At 65.2% G+C, this 20,681-nt stretch carries 13 protein-coding genes; 5 read left to right on the top strand and 8 right to left on the bottom strand.

The annotated features are described in order from the left end of the window. Nucleotides 1–163: 163 nt before the first annotated feature. A complete protein-coding gene (locus tag L8G49_RS11705) occupies nucleotides 164–2,980 on the bottom strand; it encodes a TonB-dependent receptor (RefSeq protein WP_242185864.1) in 2,817 nt (938 codons plus the stop codon). 521 nt (nucleotides 2,981–3,501) lie between these two features. Here L8G49_RS11705 and L8G49_RS11700 point away from each other — a divergent pair. Continuing rightward, entirely contained in the window at nucleotides 3,502–5,442 is a 1,941-nt protein-coding gene (locus tag L8G49_RS11700; RefSeq protein ID WP_242185861.1) for an energy transducer TonB, read from the top strand. Here L8G49_RS11700 and L8G49_RS11695 read toward each other — a convergent pair. Continuing rightward, the gene (locus L8G49_RS11695) at nucleotides 5,414–5,914 is read right to left on the bottom strand and encodes a TlpA disulfide reductase family protein (RefSeq protein WP_242185859.1); all 501 of its coding nucleotides are present in this window, start codon (nucleotides 5,912–5,914) and stop codon (nucleotides 5,414–5,416) included. The genes L8G49_RS11700 and L8G49_RS11695 overlap by 29 nt on opposite strands. A 111-nt stretch (nucleotides 5,915–6,025) precedes the next feature. Here L8G49_RS11695 and L8G49_RS11690 point away from each other — a divergent pair, with 111 nt between their 5' ends. After that, nucleotides 6,026–6,346, top strand: coding sequence for an HNH endonuclease (locus L8G49_RS11690; protein ID WP_242185856.1), 321 nt, complete (start codon nucleotides 6,026–6,028; stop codon nucleotides 6,344–6,346). Between the two features lie 143 nt (nucleotides 6,347–6,489). Then, entirely contained in the window at nucleotides 6,490–7,365 is an 876-nt protein-coding gene (locus tag L8G49_RS11685; protein WP_242185854.1) for an SDR family oxidoreductase, read from the top strand. A gap of 419 nt (nucleotides 7,366–7,784) precedes the next feature. Here L8G49_RS11685 and L8G49_RS11680 read toward each other — a convergent pair whose 3' ends face one another. From L8G49_RS11680 to L8G49_RS11660, 5 genes are all read right to left on the bottom strand, one after another. Then, a complete protein-coding gene (locus L8G49_RS11680; RefSeq protein ID WP_242185852.1) occupies nucleotides 7,785–8,318 on the bottom strand; it encodes a GNAT family N-acetyltransferase in 534 nt (177 codons plus the stop codon). Then, nucleotides 8,315–8,887, bottom strand: coding sequence for a 4'-phosphopantetheinyl transferase superfamily protein (locus L8G49_RS11675; protein ID WP_242185850.1), 573 nt, complete (start codon nucleotides 8,885–8,887; stop codon nucleotides 8,315–8,317). The genes L8G49_RS11680 and L8G49_RS11675 overlap by 4 nt, the downstream gene beginning before the upstream one ends. After that, nucleotides 8,884–12,927, bottom strand: a complete 4,044-nt coding sequence (locus L8G49_RS11670) for a Pls/PosA family non-ribosomal peptide synthetase (protein ID WP_242185849.1) — start codon at nucleotides 12,925–12,927, stop codon at nucleotides 8,884–8,886. Before L8G49_RS11670 ends, L8G49_RS11675 begins: the two co-directional genes overlap by 4 nt. Before the next feature lie 201 nt (nucleotides 12,928–13,128). Beyond that, the gene (locus L8G49_RS11665) at nucleotides 13,129–15,684 is read right to left on the bottom strand and encodes a TonB-dependent receptor (RefSeq protein WP_242185847.1); all 2,556 of its coding nucleotides are present in this window, start codon (nucleotides 15,682–15,684) and stop codon (nucleotides 13,129–13,131) included. 330 nt (nucleotides 15,685–16,014) lie between these two features. After that, entirely contained in the window at nucleotides 16,015–17,019 is a 1,005-nt protein-coding gene (locus L8G49_RS11660; protein ID WP_242185844.1) for a YncE family protein, read from the bottom strand. A 199-nt stretch (nucleotides 17,020–17,218) separates the two neighbouring features. On the opposite strand from L8G49_RS11660, the gene L8G49_RS11655 reads away from it, so the two are divergent. Next, entirely contained in the window at nucleotides 17,219–17,704 is a 486-nt protein-coding gene (locus tag L8G49_RS11655) for a DUF2721 domain-containing protein (RefSeq protein WP_242185842.1), read from the top strand. Next, the gene (cls, locus tag L8G49_RS11650) at nucleotides 17,701–19,131 is read left to right on the top strand and encodes a cardiolipin synthase (RefSeq protein WP_242185840.1); all 1,431 of its coding nucleotides are present in this window, start codon (nucleotides 17,701–17,703) and stop codon (nucleotides 19,129–19,131) included. The genes L8G49_RS11655 and cls overlap by 4 nt, the downstream gene beginning before the upstream one ends. An 85-nt stretch (nucleotides 19,132–19,216) precedes the next feature. On the opposite strand, the gene L8G49_RS11645 is transcribed toward cls, so the two are convergent. After that, nucleotides 19,217–20,527 (bottom strand): NAD(P)-binding domain-containing protein, encoded by a 1,311-nt coding sequence (locus L8G49_RS11645; protein WP_242185838.1) that lies wholly within the window; start codon nucleotides 20,525–20,527, stop codon nucleotides 19,217–19,219. Between the last annotated feature and the right edge of the window lie 154 nt (nucleotides 20,528–20,681).

The raw sequence follows: 20,681 nt of genomic DNA, 5'->3' as shown, positions 1-20,681 counted from the left end.
TCACTCCCGACCGACGCCGTTGCCGTCGTCGTCGGGCCTTGGCTCTCGCATGAAAAAAAACTCGTCCGGGCGACATCGCCGAAGCGATGCCATCCGGACGAGCAGGGGGAGGAAGCGGGGATCCGCCCGTTGCCGCGCGGATCAGACCGACCGTCGGTCAACCTTAGAAGGTGATGCGCGCAACGCCCGTGATCTGGCGATCGCTCATGATCGAATCGCGCGGGCGGGTGAGGATGCCGTAATAGGTCGAGCGCACCGTGTTGGTGAGGTTCGTCCCATTGAGCGTCAGCGAGAAGTGCGGCGTGATGTTCGCGGTGATCGACGCATCGAGCTGGCCCGACGCCTTCTGGAAGATCGGCAGATTGCCGGTCCCGTTGGCGGAGGTCGTCACGAGGAACTTGTTGCGCCAGTTGTACGCGGCTCGGGCCGAAATAATCCCGCGCTCGTAGATACCCACCAAATTGAAGTTGTACTTCGATAGCCCTTCGAGCGGCAATTGCGTCACCGGGCCCTGGCTCGCCGGGCTCGGCGCCTGGGAGTCGACATAGGTAAAGTTCGCCTGCGCGCCGAGGCCGCTAAGCGGGCCGGGCAGGAAGTCGAAGAATTGCTGATAGGCGACTTCCACGCCCTTGACCTTGGCCTTGGCGGCATTGTCGTAGGTCGTCACGTCGAACGTGGCAGATTTGCCGTCCGCGAAGGTCACGGACGATTGATTGATGACCGTCTGGATGTAGTTCGAGATATCCTTGTAGAAGCCCGCCACCGTCAACGAGCCCGTTCGCGTGAAATACCATTCGGCCGAAACGTCGAAATTGGTCGACTTCATCGGCTTGAGATAGGGATTGCCGGTCGAGGTGGTGTGTTGCTGGTTGGCCTGCGCATCGCCCGGCTCGGTGAACGTAACGGTCGGGTTGACCTGATCGAACTGCGGACGCGAGATGTTCTTCGACGCAGCGAAGCGCAGTTGCAGCTTTTCGGTCAGGTGAGCCCGCAGATTCAAGCTCGGGAGGACGGACGTATAGCTGTTCGTTTCACCAAGCTGGGTAAAGGTCGGCGGACCCGACACCGGGCCATTCGTCCCCGGGATGAGATCGACGCGCTGATAATAGCCGGAGACGGCGGACTGCGTCCGAACAACGCGCACACCAATATTGCCGTCGATCGGCACCGGCAGCGTGCTCGCCTTAAAGAACGCCGCGGCATAGCCGGCATAGCTCTTTTGCGATTCGGTGTTGATGCCGCTCGGCAGATACGCCGGCGTCGTGGTGACACCAAGTGCGGCGCGCGTTGCGTCATAGTTCAGCACGGTCGGGAGCGAGAAGGCCTGGATGTTGCCGAACAGATTGGCCTGCCCACGGTAAAAGTCGCTCAGATCGACATAGGTCAGGTCGCTCGCCGGTCCGGACTGGCTGGTATAGCGATAGCCGGTGTCGTTGGTCGTATTCTTGCGATCGGCATAGCGGATACCCGCCTTGATCGAGCTGAGGATACCGCCGTCGAAGCGATATTCGCCATCGAGTCGGCCGACCGTGTCCGTGCCTTTGGAATTGTTGAGGTCGTCGAGATAATAGGCGTTGCTGTAGGTCCCCGGGTTCGACAAGCCGGCCGCCGAGGCGATCTGGAACGACGGGGTGGTGCCCGAGATATTCTGCGTCAGCGTCGTCGCGGTGCCGCTCAGACCGACGATCGAGTTGAGATTGTCCGTCTTTGAATCGACATATTGGAAATCGCCGGTGATCGTCAGATTGGCCGACGGTTTCCACTTGCCGTTGAGCGAATAGTCGCTGGTCACGGAATGGCGCGAGCCGATCGACGTGTTGTCGCCAATCGGGACGTTCGTGAAGGTGCCACTCTGGAAATCGCCGTTCGAGGCGTACGTGAAGGGCGCTCCTGCCTGCGGCGTGATCGCCGCTCCGCTGGTGTAGGCGAAATAGCTATAGCCATAGTCGCGCACCTTGTAATCGTTCCGGAAATATTCCCCGGTAAAGTCGAGCGTGCTGCTCGGGCGCCATTGCACCGACACGTCGAGGCCGAAGCGGCGGCGGTCTCCGATGACCTCGCCGATGCCGGTGCCGTGCGGTAGCGTCGTGGTCTTGCCGGTGCGCCCGAGCTGCGCGGCGGTCGCGACGTCGCTCGCGCTATTGGGCGTACCGTCGGCCTTGAGGCTCTGATCCAGCGTGTAGAACGGCTCGGTCGAGATCGTGTCCTGGCGGAAGGCGGTCTTCTGGTACGACGCGCTGGCCAGCACGCCGATTTCGCCAATGCCGGTATTCCAGCGGTCGCTGATCAGCAGCGACGCGGCCGGCTCGCTCTTGCGGACGAGGTCGAAATAGGTGTTCGCCGCCGAGCCCGAAATCTTGAAGCCCTTGAAATCGAACGGCTTGCGGGTGCGGAAATTGATCGTGCCGCTGAGTTGATCCTCGATCAGATCCGACGACGGATTCTTGTAGACGTCGACCCCGGCGAGCAACTCGGAGGGCACGTCCTCGAGGCTGAGGGCATTGGTCTGGCCGTTCGCCGTGAAGATGTCGCGGCCGTTGAGCTCGGTGCGAACCTGCGTCAGCCCGCGGATCGCGACCGAACTGCCCTCCCCGAAGTTGCGTTGGATCTGGACGCCCGAGACGCGCTGCAGCGCTTCGGCGACGTTGCGGTCGGGCAGCTTGCCGATGTCCTCGGCGACGATCGAATCAACGACCTGATCCGCATTGCGCTTGATGTTCTGCGCCGACTGCAAGCTCGCGCGCACGCCGGTGACAACGATATCCTGGGCCACCGGTACGGGTTCAGCCCCAGTTGGTTGCGGCGCGGTCGCGGGTGCAGTCGACGGGGCGGATTGGTCGGCGGCGGGGGCCTGGGTGCCTGACGGAGCCGTAGTCTGCGCGACGGCGGGGGCGGCGATCGCCACGAACGGCAGGATCGACGCGCTCAGCAACAGCGCCTTATCAAGCCCCAAGCGGCGGACCGCATCAGCAGCAAACATGCATATTCCTTCCAAAGCGCGGCACTCCGCTGGCGCGGGGCTCGTAAGTCATCCTGGGAAGGGAGTGGCCATCGGCGTTGCCTCGCCTCTCCCTGCAAGCCTCCCTCGCATCAACCGAGGTTTCGAGGAGGTCTTTCGATGGCGGTCGGCTAGGCGCGCCATATCGCGCGGTCAACCTTAATTTGTATAGGTGATTATGGTTTTCATATGTGAACAGATTGTTATATTTCGTTAGCGCTATCAGAAATCGCGGAATCGCTGGCTTTTGGACCGGTGCCGTCATCGCGAGCGGTTAGCAGGGCGGCGGCATTCCGTTCGACCTGTGTGACTTACAGGCAACGGTTCTTTGCGCTGCCGACCAGCACAGACCGGGCAACACGGCCGCGGCAATCTGCTGCACCTCAGTCCTTCCGTCCAAGATGCGGGACGCGCAATTCTCCGGTCCACAACTGCGCGCCGCTTTCGCACGGCGGTTCGAGCTGATAGCCTCCGCAAGACGGTTGATGGCGGGGGCGTTTTCGATGCGACGGAACACGAAATACTGGCTCGCTCTTGCTGCGAGCACGATGACCCTGGCGAGCAGCAGTGCTGCCGCGCAAACCCCGCAAATGCTGTTCAACACCGCACAAGCCGCGTTCGATACGGGCGACTTTGCCGCGGCGATCGTAAACTATCGGGCCGCTCTGGCTGTCTTGCCGTCGACCGCCCATTCGGCAGCGGTGATCCATGCGCGGCTTGCCTATGCACTGCGCGAGACTCGCGCGTTCGATGCTGCAATCGCCGAGGCGACCCTCGCGGTCCGCGCGTTCGGGACGCAGAAGGTCACGCGCGACGACGACCTCTCTTACGCGTTCTTGCTGCTTGGCAGCTTGCACCGCGGCGGCGAGACCAATGCGCAGGCGATCCCCGAGCTGCAAAGCGCGATCGCGGCGGAAACAGACCTGTCGTCCGCAAACGCGCTGTCCGCGCGCTACACGCTCGCGCTCGCGGCCCTCACCGAGCAGCCCGATCTCGCCGCCCGGACGCTCGATGCGATTCGCGCCGACGTGCCCCGCTTTGGCAAATTACCAAAGACCGATCAGGCCAACGTCCTGAGCACGCGGGCGCTTGCGGAGCTCAACCGCGGGCAACCCAAGCTGGCCGTCCCGTTCATCGAACAAGCGCTCGACCTGACCGGGCGGACCTCGACGCGGGTCTCGATCAGCGAAGTCCGTATCCGCGGCAATGCCGCGCTGATTTATGCGCGCCTCGGCAACGAGGAGAAGGTCCGGCAGTATCTCGCTTATTCGGGCGCCGGGCATTTGCCGGACCAGAGCTGGCTGACGGTCTCGGACAAGGACCTTCCGGTGTGCGGCGACGATGTGACGCCGCAGGATGTCGCGGTGGTCGAATTCGCCATCGCTGACGACGGGCGCGTGACCGGCACGACCCCCGTGTTCGCGAGCAGGCCCGGCCCGCTCGGCAACGTCTTCGCAGCCAGCGTGAATGCCTGGCGCTGGCAACCCGCCGCGCTGGCGAAGCTCGACGCATTCTGGCGGCAGTCGGTGCGGCTCGAGCTACGCTGCGTCAAGCGGCCGCCATTGCTGTCGCTCGAAGACGCGTTCCGCGATCGCACGCGGGACTGGCTGACCCAGAACGGAGTCGATCCCGATGCAGTCGATTCCACGTTCGACCCCGATCGGCACGGCGGCGGTGCGATCCCGAAAGGACTGTTCGCGGTGCGCAGCGCCAGGGACAACCACAGCCGGGCCGAAGCGCTCGCCGCGCTCGATACGTTGCTGGTCGCCCGGAACGCCCCCGCCGACGTCCGCGCGTTCGCGCTCTACGTCGGGTCTCAGTCGGTAAACGCGGCGTCGCGACGGGGCTGGCAGAACGACAAGGCACGGCTGCTCGGCACCGCACTCGCACGGCTCGACGACCAGCCCGGCGCGGAACGTGCCCGCGCGTGGCTGCGCACCGAGCAGGCGCTGGCGTTCGAGGCGGGGGGCACGTTCGCGCCGTTGCAGGCGCTGCTGCAGGCGGCGATCGCGACGCCGCCAGCACTGCTCCCGCAGGACGACCCGATCCGCAGCCTCGCGCAACTTCACCTCGCGTTGCTCGACAGGCGCAAGGGCGCCCCGGCGCGCGCCGACGCGCGGTTGACCGACGCGGGAATTACCCCCGAACAATGCTCGCTGCTCGATGTCCGCCCCGTGCCGCAGAATACCAGCATTTCCAGCGACGCCTTCCCGAGCGAGGCGCTACGCTGGGGGTTCGAAGGAAATGCGCGCACGGCCTTCGACATCGCACCCGACGGGAGCGTCACCGACGTCCGCACCGTGATTGCCTATCCGCCGTTCGTGTTCGGCCCCTCGACCGAAAAGGCAGTCGCGCGGTTCCGCTATCTCCCGCCGACGCTCGGCAGCGAGGTCCTCGGCTGCGTCGGCCAGTCGATCAACGTGGTGTATCGCCCGCCGAAGTGACGCCGAGCAGCGCGTCGACCAGCCGCGCGATCTCGCCCGGGCGAAACGCGCCCGCCTGAACCGCCACGACGCGCCCGCGGGAGTCGATGAGCCAGGTCGTCGGCACGGCACCGCCACGCGGACGATAGGGCGCGCTGATCGCGGTCGCGATCGGCACGCGCATCGCCGCCGCCTGCCGGTCGAGCAAGCGCGGCTCGGTCCGCGTTCCCGCATCGATCGCGAACACAGCCACACGCGCGCTGCCATGGTGCGCGAGCACGGTGTCCAGCTCGGCAAGCTCCCGCTTGCACGGCCCGCACCAGCTCGCCCAGAAATTGAGGATCACGACGCGCCCCGCCAGGCTGCGTGAATCGACCGTCGCGCCGTGGTAAAGCTGCACGGTGAAGGGAGGCGCCTGCTCCCCCGCACGCGGCGAGGCGACCGGAGCGATCGCCGCCAGAACGCCGATACAAGTACCGAACAGACGCTGCACCTCCTGCTCCCAAGATGGATCGACGTGGACCGATCCCGGAATATACGGTCCGAGGCTTGGCGGTAAGCCTCGTCGCACCATATTGCGCCAATGGGCGGACGTGTGAAGCGAATGGCGGGGCTTAAGCAGGCTGCGGAGCGCATGCCGGTCGGCGACTTGGCCGGACGATGCGGCCTTTGCGACCGGACACTCGGCCGAAAGATCGAGTGGCACCACCGCATCCCCAAAAGCCGCGGTGGTACCGAGGTCCTGCCGGTTCATCCCATCTGTCACCGTATCATTCACGCCAGTGTCTCCAACCAGGATCTCGCCACGACCTTCGCGGACCTCGACGCCTTGCGCGCGCGCCCGGATATCAGCCGATTCCTGCGATGGATCGCGGACAAGCCTGCGGATTTTCACGCACCGACCCGCCGCGCCGATCCGCAATAGCCGCATAGGGTCCGGCCGCCGCACCAGGACCTGCCTGCGCGGCATTCGGGCCGTTTGCGCGCATGCATTCCGTGGCCCGGCGCTCCTGGCACTTAACGACCTTTCGACCGTTCCGCTGCGACCAGAACAGCAGGATACGCTCCATGACCAACGATCCCCGCACCAACCAGCCAACGAGCTTTCCCGGCGAACCGCAGCAGCCCGCCCCCGGGCTTGTCGTCGACATGAAGACCAAGCCCGACCACGGCGAGCAAAGCTACGTCGGCAAGGGGCTGCTGGCAGGCAAGGTCGCGCTCATCACCGGCGGCGATTCGGGCATCGGCAAGGCAGTCGCGATCGCCTATGCGCGGGAGGGCGCCGACGTCGCGATCTCCTACCTTCCCGTCGAGCAGGCCGATGCCGAGGACACGCGTGTCTGGGTCGAGCAGGCTGGTCAGCGCTGTGTACTGTTGCCGGGTGACATTCGCGACCGGGATCACTGCGCCGCGCTGGTGGAGCGGACGGTTGCGGAACTCGGCGGCCTCGACATATTGGTCAACAATGCCGCGGCGCAGACGATGAATGACGATCTGGCCAGCATCGATGATGATGAGATGCAGGCCGCTTTCTCCGCAAACGTGTTTGCCATGATCCGTCTGGCCAAGGCCGCGGCGCCGCACATGCAGCCGGGGTCTGCAATCGTGAATACGACCAGCGAGCAGGCCAAGGTCGCGAGCAAGAGCATGATCGTCTATGCGGCGACCAAAGGGGCGATCTCCAGCCTCACGGTCGGGCTGTCCAATCTGCTGGTCGCGAAGGGCATCCGCGTCAACGCCGTCGCGCCCGGGCCGATCTGGACGCCGATCCAGCCGATCGCCAAGTCGCCGGAGGAACTGGAAACGCTGGGCCAGGACACGCCTTTGGGCCGCGCCGGCCAGCCCGCCGAACTCGCCCCCGCCTATGTTCTGCTGGCGTCGGCGGAAGGAAGCTACATGACCGGCGCGGTAATCGCCGTGACCGGCGGGGTTCCGATCAACTGACCGGCGGACAGGCGGTCGCGACACAGGCAACGACCGCCTGTTGGCGAGCGGCACCGCATCGCGCCAACCGCACGCGCACGGGGTGCGTGCGGTTGGCGCAAGCCGACGTCTTGGGCGCTGGCGACATCCGCTATCGCATCGAGGACGCGTCTGCCGTCCGCGCGTCGTCCCGGACGCGCGCCACATGCAGTACAAAGGCTGATTGCGGTTTCAGCCGCGGGGGCTGCAGACCGGTTGCCATCAGCGCCTGGCCCGACACTCAAGGACGACCCCCAGCGAAGCCAGGCCCAGGACCATCTGCGGCTCGCAGGCACGCGCCGCCCTGCGGAGACCATCTTTGCCGGGTCTTTCGCGCGGCCGCCCGAGCCGCGGTCGACGACGACGAAAGAACGAAACGGCAGGTACGCAGGGTCTACCGTTCAGGCGGTGCCGAGCTTTGCGATTGCCCGCTGCAAAGCGTCGTCCCGCCGGGCCGTGAGGTCCGACAGCGTGGCTTGCGCGAGGTCGAAGCGCAGTTCGTGCATCGTCATCCCGGAGCGATACCCTTCCGGCCACACAGCCGTCGGCTCGAAGCCACAACGTTCGAAGAACGGCGCGACCAGGGGCGATGTATCGACGGTCACGTACCGCGTGGCTGGATCGGCGTGACGGATGACGTGGATCAACCGCTCGAACACCAGCAAGCGACCGAGGCCGCTGCGGTGATACCGCCGCGCGGCCATCCCCCAATAGAGCAGCGCCTTGTTGTAATGGTCCCAGACCTCATAGCCGCCAAACGCCGCCGCCTCGCCATCCACCGTGACGATGAGCGCGGGACCGTCGGGCTCGTCGAGCGTCTCCTGCAACCAGTCGCGGTCGCCTGCCCCAAAATACTCGGGCAGGTTTGTATCGAAAATGGCCAGCACCGCGGAACGGTCCGTTTCCGTATAGTCGCGAACCTCGATCCTGCTCATGCTGCTTCATCCCACATCGCGACCGTTTCGATGGCATCCCCGGTATCGCGGGTCCAGCAGCGCGACCGTCCTTCACACACGGCGCTTGCGTGAACGCGATCGAGGATGCTGGTCTCGATCATTTCGGGAGTGAGACGGCGCGGCTCGCCAATAAGCTTGGCATGCGCCTCCTTGATCGTCCACCGACGCAACCACGCGCGGGGCTGGTCGCTGCGGTCCAGCTTCCGCAGCGCGGTCGCTTCGCCCGCGCTGAGCATGTCCCATAGCGGGGCCACGCCGTCGACCACCTCGCGGTCAACCGCAATCGGTCGCAGCGCGACCGCAATCAGCGACCGGCCGCCGCGTTGCGACAGCCCGATGTACCAGCCGGGTGGACTGGCCACGCGCGGTGCCCCCGCGGGACTGCGGGCAAGCTGGACGACGCCGGCGCTCAATTCGGCCCGTCGCGCAACGAGCGCACAGGCGAGCGTATGGCGCGCGGTCGGCCCCGCATCGGGCACCCGCCACACCACCGGTGCGGCGCCCTCGGGTAGCGCCGCAAGCGGACCGTCATGCCACAGCGGGGTCATGCCTCGTTCGCGATCCGGGCCGGACTGCCCTCCCAATTGGTACCGTCGGGCAAGGTCTCGCCCTTCATCACCACCGACAAATCGCCAAGCTGCGCGTCCGCTCCGATCTCGGCGTCGTAGAGAACGATCGCCAGCGATCCGATCGTTGCGCGATCACCGATGCGGATCGCCCCGACCTTCATCACCCGGTCCTCGAACAGATGGGTCTGCAGCCCTGCAAAGTCGTTGAGCGCAACATCGTCTCCGATCGTCACGAGATCGTGTTCGGTCAAATCGGTCGTGTCGATGTAACAGCGCTTGCCGACCTTTGCGCCCATCAGCCGCAGGTAGACGCCGATCCACGGTGTGCCGCGCAACGGCTCGAGCAAATTGGCGACCGCAAGATTCTCGTAGGTGGCGGTGACGAGTTCGGTGCGCCAGACGAACGGGCTCCACAGCGGCGCGGTGGTCACCTTGTAGCGCCCCACCACCGTCCATTTCAGCGCGAGTACGAACGCGCCGCAGGCCAGGCAGAAACCGACATACAGGAAGGGGAACGCCAGTCCGATGACCAACCCGCCGCGTTCGAGATCGTCGAGATCGCCGACGACGGACAACAACAGGCTGAAGAAGACGAGGAACGCGGTCAGCGACAGGGTCGTCCGGACCGCCTCGATCGATAGCCGCGTCGCGATCAGCCCGCGTGACGGATTGAAGCGGGCGCCCTCATCGAACATCGTCGCGACCTGCCGCACTGGAAGCTTGATGGCCGGCGATCCGAACCAAGTGCTGCCGGTCTCCAGCGCATCGGCCGGGTCCTCGGGCGGCTTGGACAGCACGCCGATCAGCACCTCGTCACCAATCTGTGCACCGCTCGGCAACAGGGCCGAATTGCCGATGAAGCTGCGCCGGCCAATCCGCGTCTGCGCCAGTTCGATCGTGCCATGACCGATCCTTGCTGCCCCGAAGATGACGGAGTCGGCGATGAAGCTTTCCGGCCCGATCTCGACCAGATCGGGAACGATCGCACTCGCCGTCGAGATTTCCGCGCGCCGTCCGACGGTGACGCCGAGCGCACGATACCATGGGATGACATAGAGGGTCGCGAAGATGGGGTGGAGCAGCCGCAGCGCCAGGTCGTTGATCTGTTTGACGAGCCAGTAGCGAACGTAGAAGCCGCTATCGAGTGCATACGTCCCCGCCGATACCTTGCCGAGAATCAACCGCTTCGCCGCCACCGTCAGGACGCACATCATCACGACATAGGTGATCGCGAGCAGCGGCGAGACGAGGACATAGGCATAGCCGGTGGTTGCCCAGTCGAGCTCCATGAGCGCGATCAGCCCAGGTGCGATCGGCAGGATCGCGATGATCGGCAGGAGCAGCGCGCCGATCAGCAGGCCGAGCGTCGCCGCGGGCGCCTCGCGGCGACGTCGCGTCGGACGCGCGGGCACGGCCCCCGCAACGGCAGCTGGCGACCCCGTCCAGCGCTGGCGTGGCGGTACGGTCATTTCGGCCGGCAAGGCCGACATGTCGTCGAGCACGGCATCCTCGCCGAGGACGGCGTTGCGACCGACCACCGCCTGCGAACCGACAAACGCTCCTGCCCCGAGCGTCACCGTGCCCAGGCGCAGCATTCCCCGCTCGACCGAGCTGGTGGCGATCACCGCTTGATCGCTGATGATCGCGTCGTCCCCTGCTTCAAACAGGTCTGCGGTATCGATGATGCCAGTGCCGATATAGGCGCGCTTGCCGACCTTCGCGCCCAGCATGCGGTAATAGCCGCGGATCATCGGCGTTCCGGCCAGATAGGGCGTCGCCGTGACGCCGATGATCCGCCGAACCAGCCACCAGCGGAAATAATAGCCGCCCCACAGCGGATAATCCCCGGCCTTGAAGCGACCAATGATGACCCATTTGGCGACGACGGACAGCAGCATCGTGGCGATCGGCACGATCGTGAAAAAGGCGGCGCTCAGAACCAGCGCACTGATCCGGTCCATCCGCCCGGCGAGATGGGTATAGGCGATATAGGGCGAGAACCATTGCAGGCCGGCGAGCGCATAAATCGGTAGCAGGGCGATGGTCTGCGCGGCGACGCACAGGTGCCGCTTCCAGGGCGCGATCCGCACGAACGTCCCGGCATGTTGCACCGTCACCGGTGCTGCCCCACCGATCCGCAGCGCCAGCGCGCGGATCGTGGGAGCAGCGTACACGTCCTCCAGCGACAGCCCCTGCAACCCCGGGACCTTCCGCGCGGCAGACACGAGCCGTGCGGCCTTGAGCGAATGCCCCCCAAGGTCTTCGAACAGGTCATCGAGCACCGAGACCGGCTGCGGTGCGAACGCCTCGGCCCAAACACGGTGCAACTGTTCCTCGAGCGGTGTCGCCGGGGCGGCAATCGCACGATCGGCATCGACGATAAGCTCGGGCTTGATCAGCGCCTTGCGATCGACCTTCCCGGATGCGGGCAACGTCGGCAAGGCGGCTAGCAGCTGATAGGCGGCGGGCCGCATGTAATTGGGCAGCCGTTCGGCAACGCGGGTCTTGAGATCGGCGACATCCGCCGTCTCCCCCGTCCGCGCGACGACGAACGCGGCAAGGAATTCCGCGCCATCGGGATCGGCAAAGAGCTGTACGACGGCCTGCGCGACGCCGGGTGCTTCGCCGATCACCGCTTCGATCTCGGCGAGTTCGACGCGGAATCCGCGGATCTTCACCTGCGTGTCGATCCGGCCGACGAAATCGATGTCGCCCGCCGCGTCGAGGCGCACCAGATCGCCCGAGCGATACACCCGCTCCGGACCGCCCGACACCGTATCGAACGGCGTGTGGGTGAACTTCTCGGCGGTCAGATCGGGCCGATTGACGTAGCCTAAGCCGACGCCCGGTCCACCGATAATCAGCTCCCCCTCCTGCCCCGCCGGCACCGGATGGAGCGTTTCGTCGACGATCCACGCGGTATAGCCGGGCAATGGCTTGCCGATCGTAATGCGCTGGCCGGGCTGGACCTCGGTCCAGGTCGCGGTGACGGAGGTTTCGGTCGGGCCGTAGGTGTTGAGCAACCGCAGCCCCGGCCGCGCCAGCCGACGCGGCAGATCGGGCGGGCACGCCTCGCCGCCCATGTTGATCAGCCGGAGCGTCGGAACGGGATGCTCGACCAAGGCAATGAGCGACGGCACGACGTGCCAGATCGTCGCCCCCGCATCGGCGAGCGCCACCGCGACGTCGGGACCGCTGGTTGCCAGCGACTCTGTCGCAACGAGCAGCTTGGCGCCCACGAAGAACGCGCTCCACATCGTCTCGACCGACATGTCGAAGGCAAGGCTGAAGCCCCCGAACACGACGTCACTTGGATCGAGCGCCAGGATCGCGCTTTCCGATCGGACGAGATGGCAGGCATTCGCATGGGTGATCATCACCCCCTTGGGCCGCCCGGTCGTACCGGAGGTGTAGATGATGTAGGCCAGATCGCCCGGCGTCGCGCCGGTCTCGGCCCGCGCGAGCGGTGCCACCGGTTCGGCGGCGAGGTCGCCCAGTTCCGCATCGATCGCGAACGTCGCCCCGGCCATGCTCGCTGCGCGCGCCGCGACGGTCAGCGTCAGCTTCGCACCACTATCCTCGACGATGAAATCGATGCGGTCCTGCGGATACCCCCAGTCGACCGGGACATAGGCGGCCCCGGCGCGCAGCACGCCCAGGATCGCCATATACTGATCGAGACCGCGCGGCAGGCATAGCACCACGCGATCACCACAGCCGATGCCGAGCGCCCGCAGCCGGTGCGCCAACGCCAGACTACGGCGCGCCAGCGTGTCATAAGTCCACGTCGTGCTGCGCCCATATTCCTCGCTGGCGCCGATGAGCTCCAGCGCCGGCGCCGTTCCGCGATGCACGCCTTGCGCGTCAAACAGTTCGTGCAGCAGCTCGTCCCGGGCATAGGGCTCTTCGGGCCGTAATGCGGGGGCCGGGGCGATCGACGCTTCTATCACGGCTGCGACGATCGGCGCGTCCAGGGTCGTTACCCCATCCGCCTGCATCCGAATGGCTCGATCTTTCAAAATCTTCTGTCCCGACATCCACGACTGCCGGTCTTGTGGACGGAGGCAACGGTAAATCCAAGTCGCGATGCTCAGCCGACATCTATCCGGGCGGAAAGGTGCGCGGACCGGTGCCCCACCGTCCCCGTAGGGATCGAGAGGGCGCTGCCGGTTCGTCCGCACCGCGCTACGGTGCGTTCGAACACGGCAGCGGCGTGACGATCAGAACTTGAACCGGAAGCCAGCCTCGTAGCTCTGATCGTAAAATTCGCGCTGGGTCGTGCGGTTTGACAACCCCTCATAGTAGCGCAGCGGCGAATTGTTCAGGTTCTTCGCGTTGAAATATACCGCCATGTTGCGCGTCACCTGATAGGAAGACGTCAGGTCCAGCTGCGTCCGCTGGTCCTCGAACGTATCGAACCCGCTGCCGCCGCCGACACCGAAGATCGCGGCATCGACATGGCTGAGCGACAGGCGCAGCTGAAGCCCGTGCGCCTCATAATAAGCGGCGAGGTTGTAGGTCAGCGGAGAAGTGCCCGGGAGCCGGCTGCCCTCCCCCGGGCGGATCGCGAACTGCGACCAGACATAGGTGACGTTGCCCAGGACACCGAAGCCATCAAACGGCGCGGGCAGAAAGCTCAGTTTCTGGTTGTACTGCGCCTCGATACCACGCGCGTGCGACGATTTGACGTTGGTGTAGCTCGTTACGTCATACCCCGCATAGGAGGTGCCGCCAGCGTCGACATATGTCGTATTCTGCTGGAGATTGTTGACGATATAGTTGTTGAATTCCTTGTCGAACCCACCGACCGACAGGATCCCGGAATCCGCCATGTAATATTCGAGCTGCGCGTCGAACGCGTTGACGGTGGTGGGTTTCAGACCGGGGTTGCCGACCGACACCGCGAGATTGCCGGTATCGATGACCGCGCCCGACAGAAGCTGAAGGAAGCCAGGGCGACCGATGCCGGTTGAATAGGTCGCGCGCGCGATCACCTGTGGCATCAGCTCGTAGCGCAGCTGTACCGTAGGGAACACGTTGGTATAGCGGGACTTCCGCGACGCGGGCGTGAAGACGTTGCCGTCCGCGATCGTGGTTCCGCGATACGTACCGTCGGTGTTTTCCACGCGCACCCCGGCCAGAACGCCGAGCTTCCCGAACGTGCCGGAATATTGCGCATACCCGGCGTAGACATTCTCGGTATCGTTGAAGAAACCTTGCGCATTGCGTTGCGCATTCGCGGCACTGGTGAATTGCGCCAGCGGTGCCAATACCGCGCGCATTGCCAAGATACTCGGCGCATATCCGACGTTGTAGGTTCCGTTATAATAGTCGGTGTACGGACCGCCCCCGAGTACCGCGCTCAATGGCGTCGTAGGCACGCCGGCATAGCTCACGTTGTTGGGCTGATCGATCTTGTCGCGAAAACGCAGCTTCCCACCGACCTGAAACCGACCGTCTCCGCCGAGCAACGTGGTTGGCACGGTGACGTTCAGCACGGCTGCATATTCGCGATCGTGCGCCCGCTCGGTGGCATTGTTGGCGCCGGTGAGCGTGAACTGTGTCGGATCACTGGGGTTGAAGCCGGTCGGCGTCAGCGTCGGGTACAATCCCGTGATATTGTCATAGGCAACCGTGAAGGTCGGTCGTCCGGGGCGGGTGAAGGTCGAATTGCGATCATAGTCCCGGTGATAGGTCGAGGCAGTATAGGAAAACTGATAATCAACGATCAGCTTGTCGAAATCGTTACGACCACCGGCGGCGGCGATGAAGTTCAGATGGGTTTCCTGCTCGTCGCGAAGCGTCACGCGCGCGTCGACACCGGAAGCGGTGATGACGTTGCCACTCGTCGCGATCGTATCACCCAACCCCCGATATTGCAGGATCGAGCGGTGCACCGACTCGGTATAGCCAGCGTCGTTGGCGCGAATGTAATAATGGCTCTGCGCGTCCGGGTTCCAGTCCAGCTCGCCCCCGAAACCGAAGCGGCGGCGATTGTACGAATAGCGCCGCAGGTCGAGCGCATCGAGCACCCTGTCGCCCGGCGCGCCCGGTTGGACGGCATCGAGCAACCCCGGCTCGACATCGTCGAAGCCGCGCTTGTCGGTGTGGAACGAGCCGGTCAGCACGATGGCAAACTGCTTGTCAGGGCCGAAGGCCGTGCCGGCGGCGGCCTCGCCGATGAACACGTCGCCGTTCTTGTGCGCGCTTTGATAGCCACCGCCAATCGTCCCTTCGACGAACGGTTTGTGCAGGCCAACCGCGGTGCGTGGCGTCAGTTCGACCGAGCCGCCGAGGCCTTCCGCTTCCTGATCAGGCAGGCCGCTCTTGCGGACGACGAGCCGATCGACGGCACCGATCGGCACGGTGTCGAGTTCGACGGCACGGCCGCCGCCGCCGAAATACGTCCCGCCGGGTTGGGTATTGAGCAGGGTCACGCCGCCAAACGTCGTCCCGTTCAGGTTGCCGTCGATGCCACGGATGTTGACGAAGCGTCCTTCGCCGGTGTCGATCGCGAGACTGACGCCGGGAACGCGGCCCAACGCTTCGGCGGCATTGAAATCGGGATATTTGACAATGTCTTCGGCGGCCTGAACGTTGATCAGATTGGGCGCCGCTTTCTCCTCTGCGCGCGCATTCTTGGACGCGCGGGTTGCCGTGACCACGATATCGTTATCCGGTCCCGGGGCCGACTCCGCGACGGTCTGCGCTTGCGCGCCGAGCGGGAGAAACGCGAACACCGCCGTCGGAAACAGCGACAACGTCCTGGTTTTCATAATGTTATCCCCAATCCTTGCGTTGAGCGGTCCAATGACCGCGCTTTTTCGACGCTCCCGGTTCTCTTCGGGTGGGGATTTATTGTTACAGGATTGGGACTTCGGGCCGTTCTTTCCTAAGGTTGGCAAGAAACAATCTTGAGCGCTTCGGTCCTTTGCCTGTCCATACTGGAAATTGCCGTCGCGCGTGCCCGATCACCAACCACGACGGCGCCCAGAACGAACGGCGTGGGGTTCTAACACCATTGGCGTGCTCTTCCTGCCCGGGGCTCGTGCGATGGACCGGCGGGGCGACAGCAACCACCGTGCCACCGCCGCCCCGCACGCGCGTCAGGCGCGCTTGACCACCAATACGTGAAAGGACCCGGGCACCATCGCGGGCCGGCCGCCGCCCGCGGCAGGAGCGTCAAACTTGGCCGTGGGCAGGTAGATCGCCCCCGTTTTCGGATCGAGCGCGCCGGTCCGCGCCCCGACCTCGGTCTTGACGGCGCCGGCATGCGTCACGACGCTGCCACTGATCGAGAGAATATCGAGCACGCCGTCCTTGCCGCACGGGACGAACGCGAGCCCGCGTGCCTCGTCCATGATCACTGCATCCGGCCCGACGCCGATATCGACCAGCGCCGTCAACCGGCGCGAACGCGCGTCGACGATCGCGGCTTTGCCATTGGCGCACGCGGCGATCAGCCGGCCATGCGCAACGTCGTACCCGAGGCCGGTCGGCGCCTTGCAGCCCGGGAGGGCGATCGCCTTCCCCATGACTCCGCGCGTGACATCGACCGTCTCGATCTCGTCGGAGTCTTCGTTGTTGATGAAGAGCGTTCCGTCCGATCCGAATGCCGCATATTCGAGGGCGGGCTTCACGCTGATCGTCCCGGTCACTTTGGCCGCTGCAAGGTCGATTACGGACACGGTGCCGCTGTCCGCGTTCATCACGAACGCATGCGCGCCGCTGGCGTCGAGGATGGCGGCATCGGGCTTCTTGCCGACCACGATATTGGCGGTTTGCGCGCCGGACCGGGTATCGAACAACCGCACCGTGCCGTCGGTCCCGCTCGTCACGAGCAGCTTGCCGCCGCGCAGGGGAACGACCGCGTGCCCACGTTGCACCGTGCCGAGCGTGGAGACCTTGCCGGTCGCAGTATCGATCACCGTAACGCTCGTGCTGCGCGCGACATAAACATGCGTGCCGTCCTCATCGGCGCGGGCATAGTCCCAGGAGCCATCGGGCCCCGCAATGGACTGGGCGACCGTATACGTGGGTGCAGACGTCGCCGCGACCGAGAGCGGCATGGTCGCAACGGCGAGCGAGGCAAGAAGCAATTTGCGGGGCATTGCAGTCTCCAGGATGACGGGTACGGCCTTCTGGCGCAGCCGCTCCGGCGCGTCACGTTAGGGATTCCTAATCCGCGTCTTTCACCACGGTGCCATCATCGATGCGCGGACGAGGGGACCGACCGGCGCTCGACGAGCAAGGCCAGGCGCCTCATGCAACGCTCTTTCCTTGTCGAGGCCAGCCGGGCATGAGGGACGAATGTTTGGGTCGACCGATATCTCTGGCGCGGCGCACGTCGTCCAACTGGCGCTGACCCCGATCTTCCTGCTGACGGGTCTCGCATCGTTGTTGAACGTGTTCACGACCCGCCTTGGCCGGATTTCCGACCGCGTCGATCGCCTCGCAGGCGACGCATCCAGCCATCCCCGGCAGTTGGCGCGACTGCGCCTTCGATCCGCCGCGCTCGACCTTGCCGTCTTGCTGGCGGCGCTGGCTGGCGCGCTGACATGCTGCGCCGCCCTGACGCTGTTTCTGGGTGCGCTGCGAAACGCCGGCACGGGGCAAGTCCTGTTCGCGCTTTTCGGGTCCGCACTGATCTGTGCGATCACCGCGCTCGCCGCGTTCGGGTTCGAAACGATCCTGTCGGGCCGGTCTGTCCGGGAGCAAGCGCAGCCAGGTGGCGACCAACAGGAACATGGCGCGGCCCTACCGATCGCCGGCATGCGAAACGCGGACGACACGTGAGCAGTATCGACACGGCGGTATGGTTGACGCTGGGCGCGATACACCTGGCCGTGATCCTGCGCGCAATTTTGCTGGAAGGGCGTGACACCTACGCGCGCGCGGCATGGGTCCTGCTCCTCGTCGCGCTGCCGGGGGTCGGGACCGTCCTGTATGTGCTGTTCGGGGAACGGTGGATCTCGCGCAAATTCCGCAAGCGTGCACGGGATTGCTACCACGCGCTTCTCCCCTTCGCGCCGCCAGCCTCGACCAGCCCGGTTTCGCCGGCCTTCACGGGTGCCTTTCGCACGTGCGAAGCGGCGAGCCGATGGCCCGTTTCGACCGGCAACCGGGCGCACGTCGCGTCCGGGGCGGATGCGGCGATCACCGCGATCGTGGCGGATATCGATGCGGCGACACTGACGGTGCATCTGTCCTTCTACATTTGGTTGAGCGACGGCAACGGCACCAAGGTTGTCGACGCGGTCTGTCGTGCGGCGCGGCGGGGTGTCGTTTGTCGGATCGTCGCCGATGCGATCGGCTCGCGCGCGCTCATTGGCTCCCGCCACTGGAAGCGCATGCGCGATGCGGGCGCTCGGCTCTGCGCGTCGCTGCCCGCTCCGCTCGGATTGGGTTTCCTCGCCGGGCACCGCACCGATCTGCGAAACCACCGGAAGATCATCGTGATCGACGGCGGGGCGACCTGGGGCGGCAGCCAGAACTGCGCGGATCCGGCGTTCCTGCCCAAACGGACGTTTGCCCCGTGGGTCGACATTCTGGTTCGATACGAAGGCCCGATCGCGCGGCAGGCGGAATTGATCTTCGCCTCGGCCTGGATGGCGGAGACGGGTGAAGACATGCGTCCGGTCCTGGCAACCGAAGTCCCCGGCGCGTTGCCCGGCGGGATCACGGCCATTGCGGTCGGAACCGGGCCGTTGTCTCCCGATGCGACGATGACCGATATCTTCGTCGCCGTGCTGGCCGCGGCGCGCGAGCGGGCCGTGATCACGACGCCCTATTTTGCGCCCGATCCTCCGCTGCTGAACGCGATCGTCGCCGCCGCGCGGCGCGGGGTAGAATTGACGATCGTCTTTCCGCAGCGAAACGACAGTCGGATCGTGGGCGCGATCAGCCGCGCCTATTACCCCGTTCTCGCCCGGGCCGGTGCCCGCATCTACGAATTCCGCGGCGGCCTGTTGCATGCCAAGACATTGGTCGTCGACGATGCGCTCGGGCTGGTCGGTTCCGCCAACATGGATCGCCGCAGCCTCGACCTGAATTTCGAGAATAACGTGCTGTTCGAGTCGTCTACGCTGGCGGCTGAGGTCGGCGATCATCAGCGGCGGTGGCTAGCCGATGCGGTCGAGATCGACCATGATGGCGTCGCGGAGCGGTCGCTGCTGCGCCGCCTGTTCGACAACCTGCTGACCATGGCAGCCCCCTTGTTCTGACCGAAGCGATCCGACCCAGGCGATCGCATGTTCGTGGCCGGGCGGGGTGCTGGCCATCTTTGGTGTCGGACCGGCCGGGTCGACGTCAGGGCGATCCGAACTTCCGCTCGACCGAAACCCCGGCCTTCCGCAGGAACTCGGTCGGCAACACGCCCCCGGCGCATACGATCACGTCATCATTCGCGATTTGCGCTCGCCCGCGTGCATTGACGAGCGCAACATGCCGATCGTCGATTTCCAGGACCTTGGTTCCGGTGCAGCAAACGAGCCGCCCCCCGGACACGAGCATTTCCAACGTGGCACGGTTCTTTTTTCGGGCCCGATCGAATGCCTCGCCGCGGTGCATCAAGGTCACCGTCGTTCGCGGAACATCGACCAGTGCGATGGCGGCTTCGATGGCGCTGTCACCGCCGCCGACGACCAGCACGGAGCGCCCGACATATTGTTCTGGTTCGATCAATCGATAGACGACCTTGGTCTTCCCCTCGCCCGGCACATCGAGCGTGCGCGGCGTTCCGCGCCGGCCGATGGCGAGCAGCACGCGACGGGCGTGGACGGTCCGCGCCGTCGTCGCGATCGAGAACCCGACGCCCTGCGGGACAATCTCCAGGACGCGTTCTTCATAGGCGATCGGCACGCCGGCTTCGTCGACGACCTTGGTCCAGATCCCGATCAGGTCCTCCTTGGAAATCTCGCGGAAGTTGAGCGTCCCATAGCCCGGCAGCTCGACCGGCGCGGTCATCGCGATTTTCCCGCGCGGGTAGTGCGCGACGGTTCCGCCCAGACTGTCCTGCTCGATCGTTTCGCACCGCAGCCCGGCCTGTTGCGCCGCCAGACTCGCCGAGATGCCGGCCGGTCCCGCACCCACGATCAGCAGATCCAGCATGTCGCCCGTGCGGTCGTCCTGCTTCGTTGCCGCAGCGATCGAGCCAATCGCCTGCCGGCCCTGCTCGATCGCATTGCGGATGAGCCCCATCCCGCCGAGTTCCCCGGCGATGTAGATGCCGGGCACGTTGGTTTCGAAGCTGGGGTCGACATAGGGGATGTCGACGCCCCGGGTTGCGGTGCCGAACACCAGGTCGATGGCGTCGGCCGGGCATGCCGTCTTGCAGGCACCATGACCGATGCACCGGGTCGGGTCGATCAGATGGGCTTTGTCCTCGATGAGCCCGAGCACGTTGCCCTCCGGACACGCCAGGACGCATGCGCCACAACCGATGCACGCATTGAGGTCGACGACTGGATGGAGCGAGGGAGGCTCGATCAGGCCGGCGTCGATCGCGTCATCGCGAATGGCCTTGTGGAGGTCGGAGCGGCGTTGCCGGGTGAGCACGTAGCTGGCCCAGATCGGTATGGCGGGCATCGCATAGGCAAGCCCAATCGTGAAATCGGTCACGGTATGTTCTCGACGAATTGTTAGGCGCATCGCCCTTCGATGGGCCGATACCGCAGAAATACGTAGTCAGCTGAATGGGTCCGTAACGGCCGCTTGCGATCGTCGAGCGGTGGGGAAAACGCGCTGGTTGGCGGCCGTTTCAGACTTTCGAAGG

Origin of the sequence: Sphingomonas sp. CARO-RG-8B-R24-01 (assembly GCF_022662295.1) — a bacterium.
In the GTDB taxonomy this organism is placed as follows: domain Bacteria; phylum Pseudomonadota; class Alphaproteobacteria; order Sphingomonadales; family Sphingomonadaceae; genus Sphingomonas.
Note: the sequence above shows the minus strand (reverse complement) of the source record. Positions and strands in the feature narration are given on the sequence as shown.

What these genes read in the sequence shown, in the direction of transcription:
- L8G49_RS11705 (WP_242185864.1), bottom strand. Translation starts at nt 2,980, where the DNA reads ATGTTTGCTGCTGATGCGGTCCGCCGCTTGGGGCTTGATAAGGCGCTG.
- L8G49_RS11700 (WP_242185861.1), top strand. Translation starts at nt 3,502, where the DNA reads ATGCGACGGAACACGAAATACTGGCTCGCTCTTGCTGCGAGCACGATG.
- L8G49_RS11690 (WP_242185856.1), top strand. Translation starts at nt 6,026, where the DNA reads ATGGCGGGGCTTAAGCAGGCTGCGGAGCGCATGCCGGTCGGCGACTTG.
- L8G49_RS11685 (WP_242185854.1), top strand. Translation starts at nt 6,490, where the DNA reads ATGACCAACGATCCCCGCACCAACCAGCCAACGAGCTTTCCCGGCGAA.
- L8G49_RS11680 (WP_242185852.1), bottom strand. Translation starts at nt 8,318, where the DNA reads ATGAGCAGGATCGAGGTTCGCGACTATACGGAAACGGACCGTTCCGCG.
- L8G49_RS11675 (WP_242185850.1), bottom strand. Translation starts at nt 8,887, where the DNA reads ATGACCCCGCTGTGGCATGACGGTCCGCTTGCGGCGCTACCCGAGGGC.
- L8G49_RS11665 (WP_242185847.1), bottom strand. Translation starts at nt 15,684, where the DNA reads ATGAAAACCAGGACGTTGTCGCTGTTTCCGACGGCGGTGTTCGCGTTT.
- L8G49_RS11660 (WP_242185844.1), bottom strand. Translation starts at nt 17,019, where the DNA reads ATGCCCCGCAAATTGCTTCTTGCCTCGCTCGCCGTTGCGACCATGCCG.
- L8G49_RS11655 (WP_242185842.1), top strand. Translation starts at nt 17,219, where the DNA reads ATGTTTGGGTCGACCGATATCTCTGGCGCGGCGCACGTCGTCCAACTG.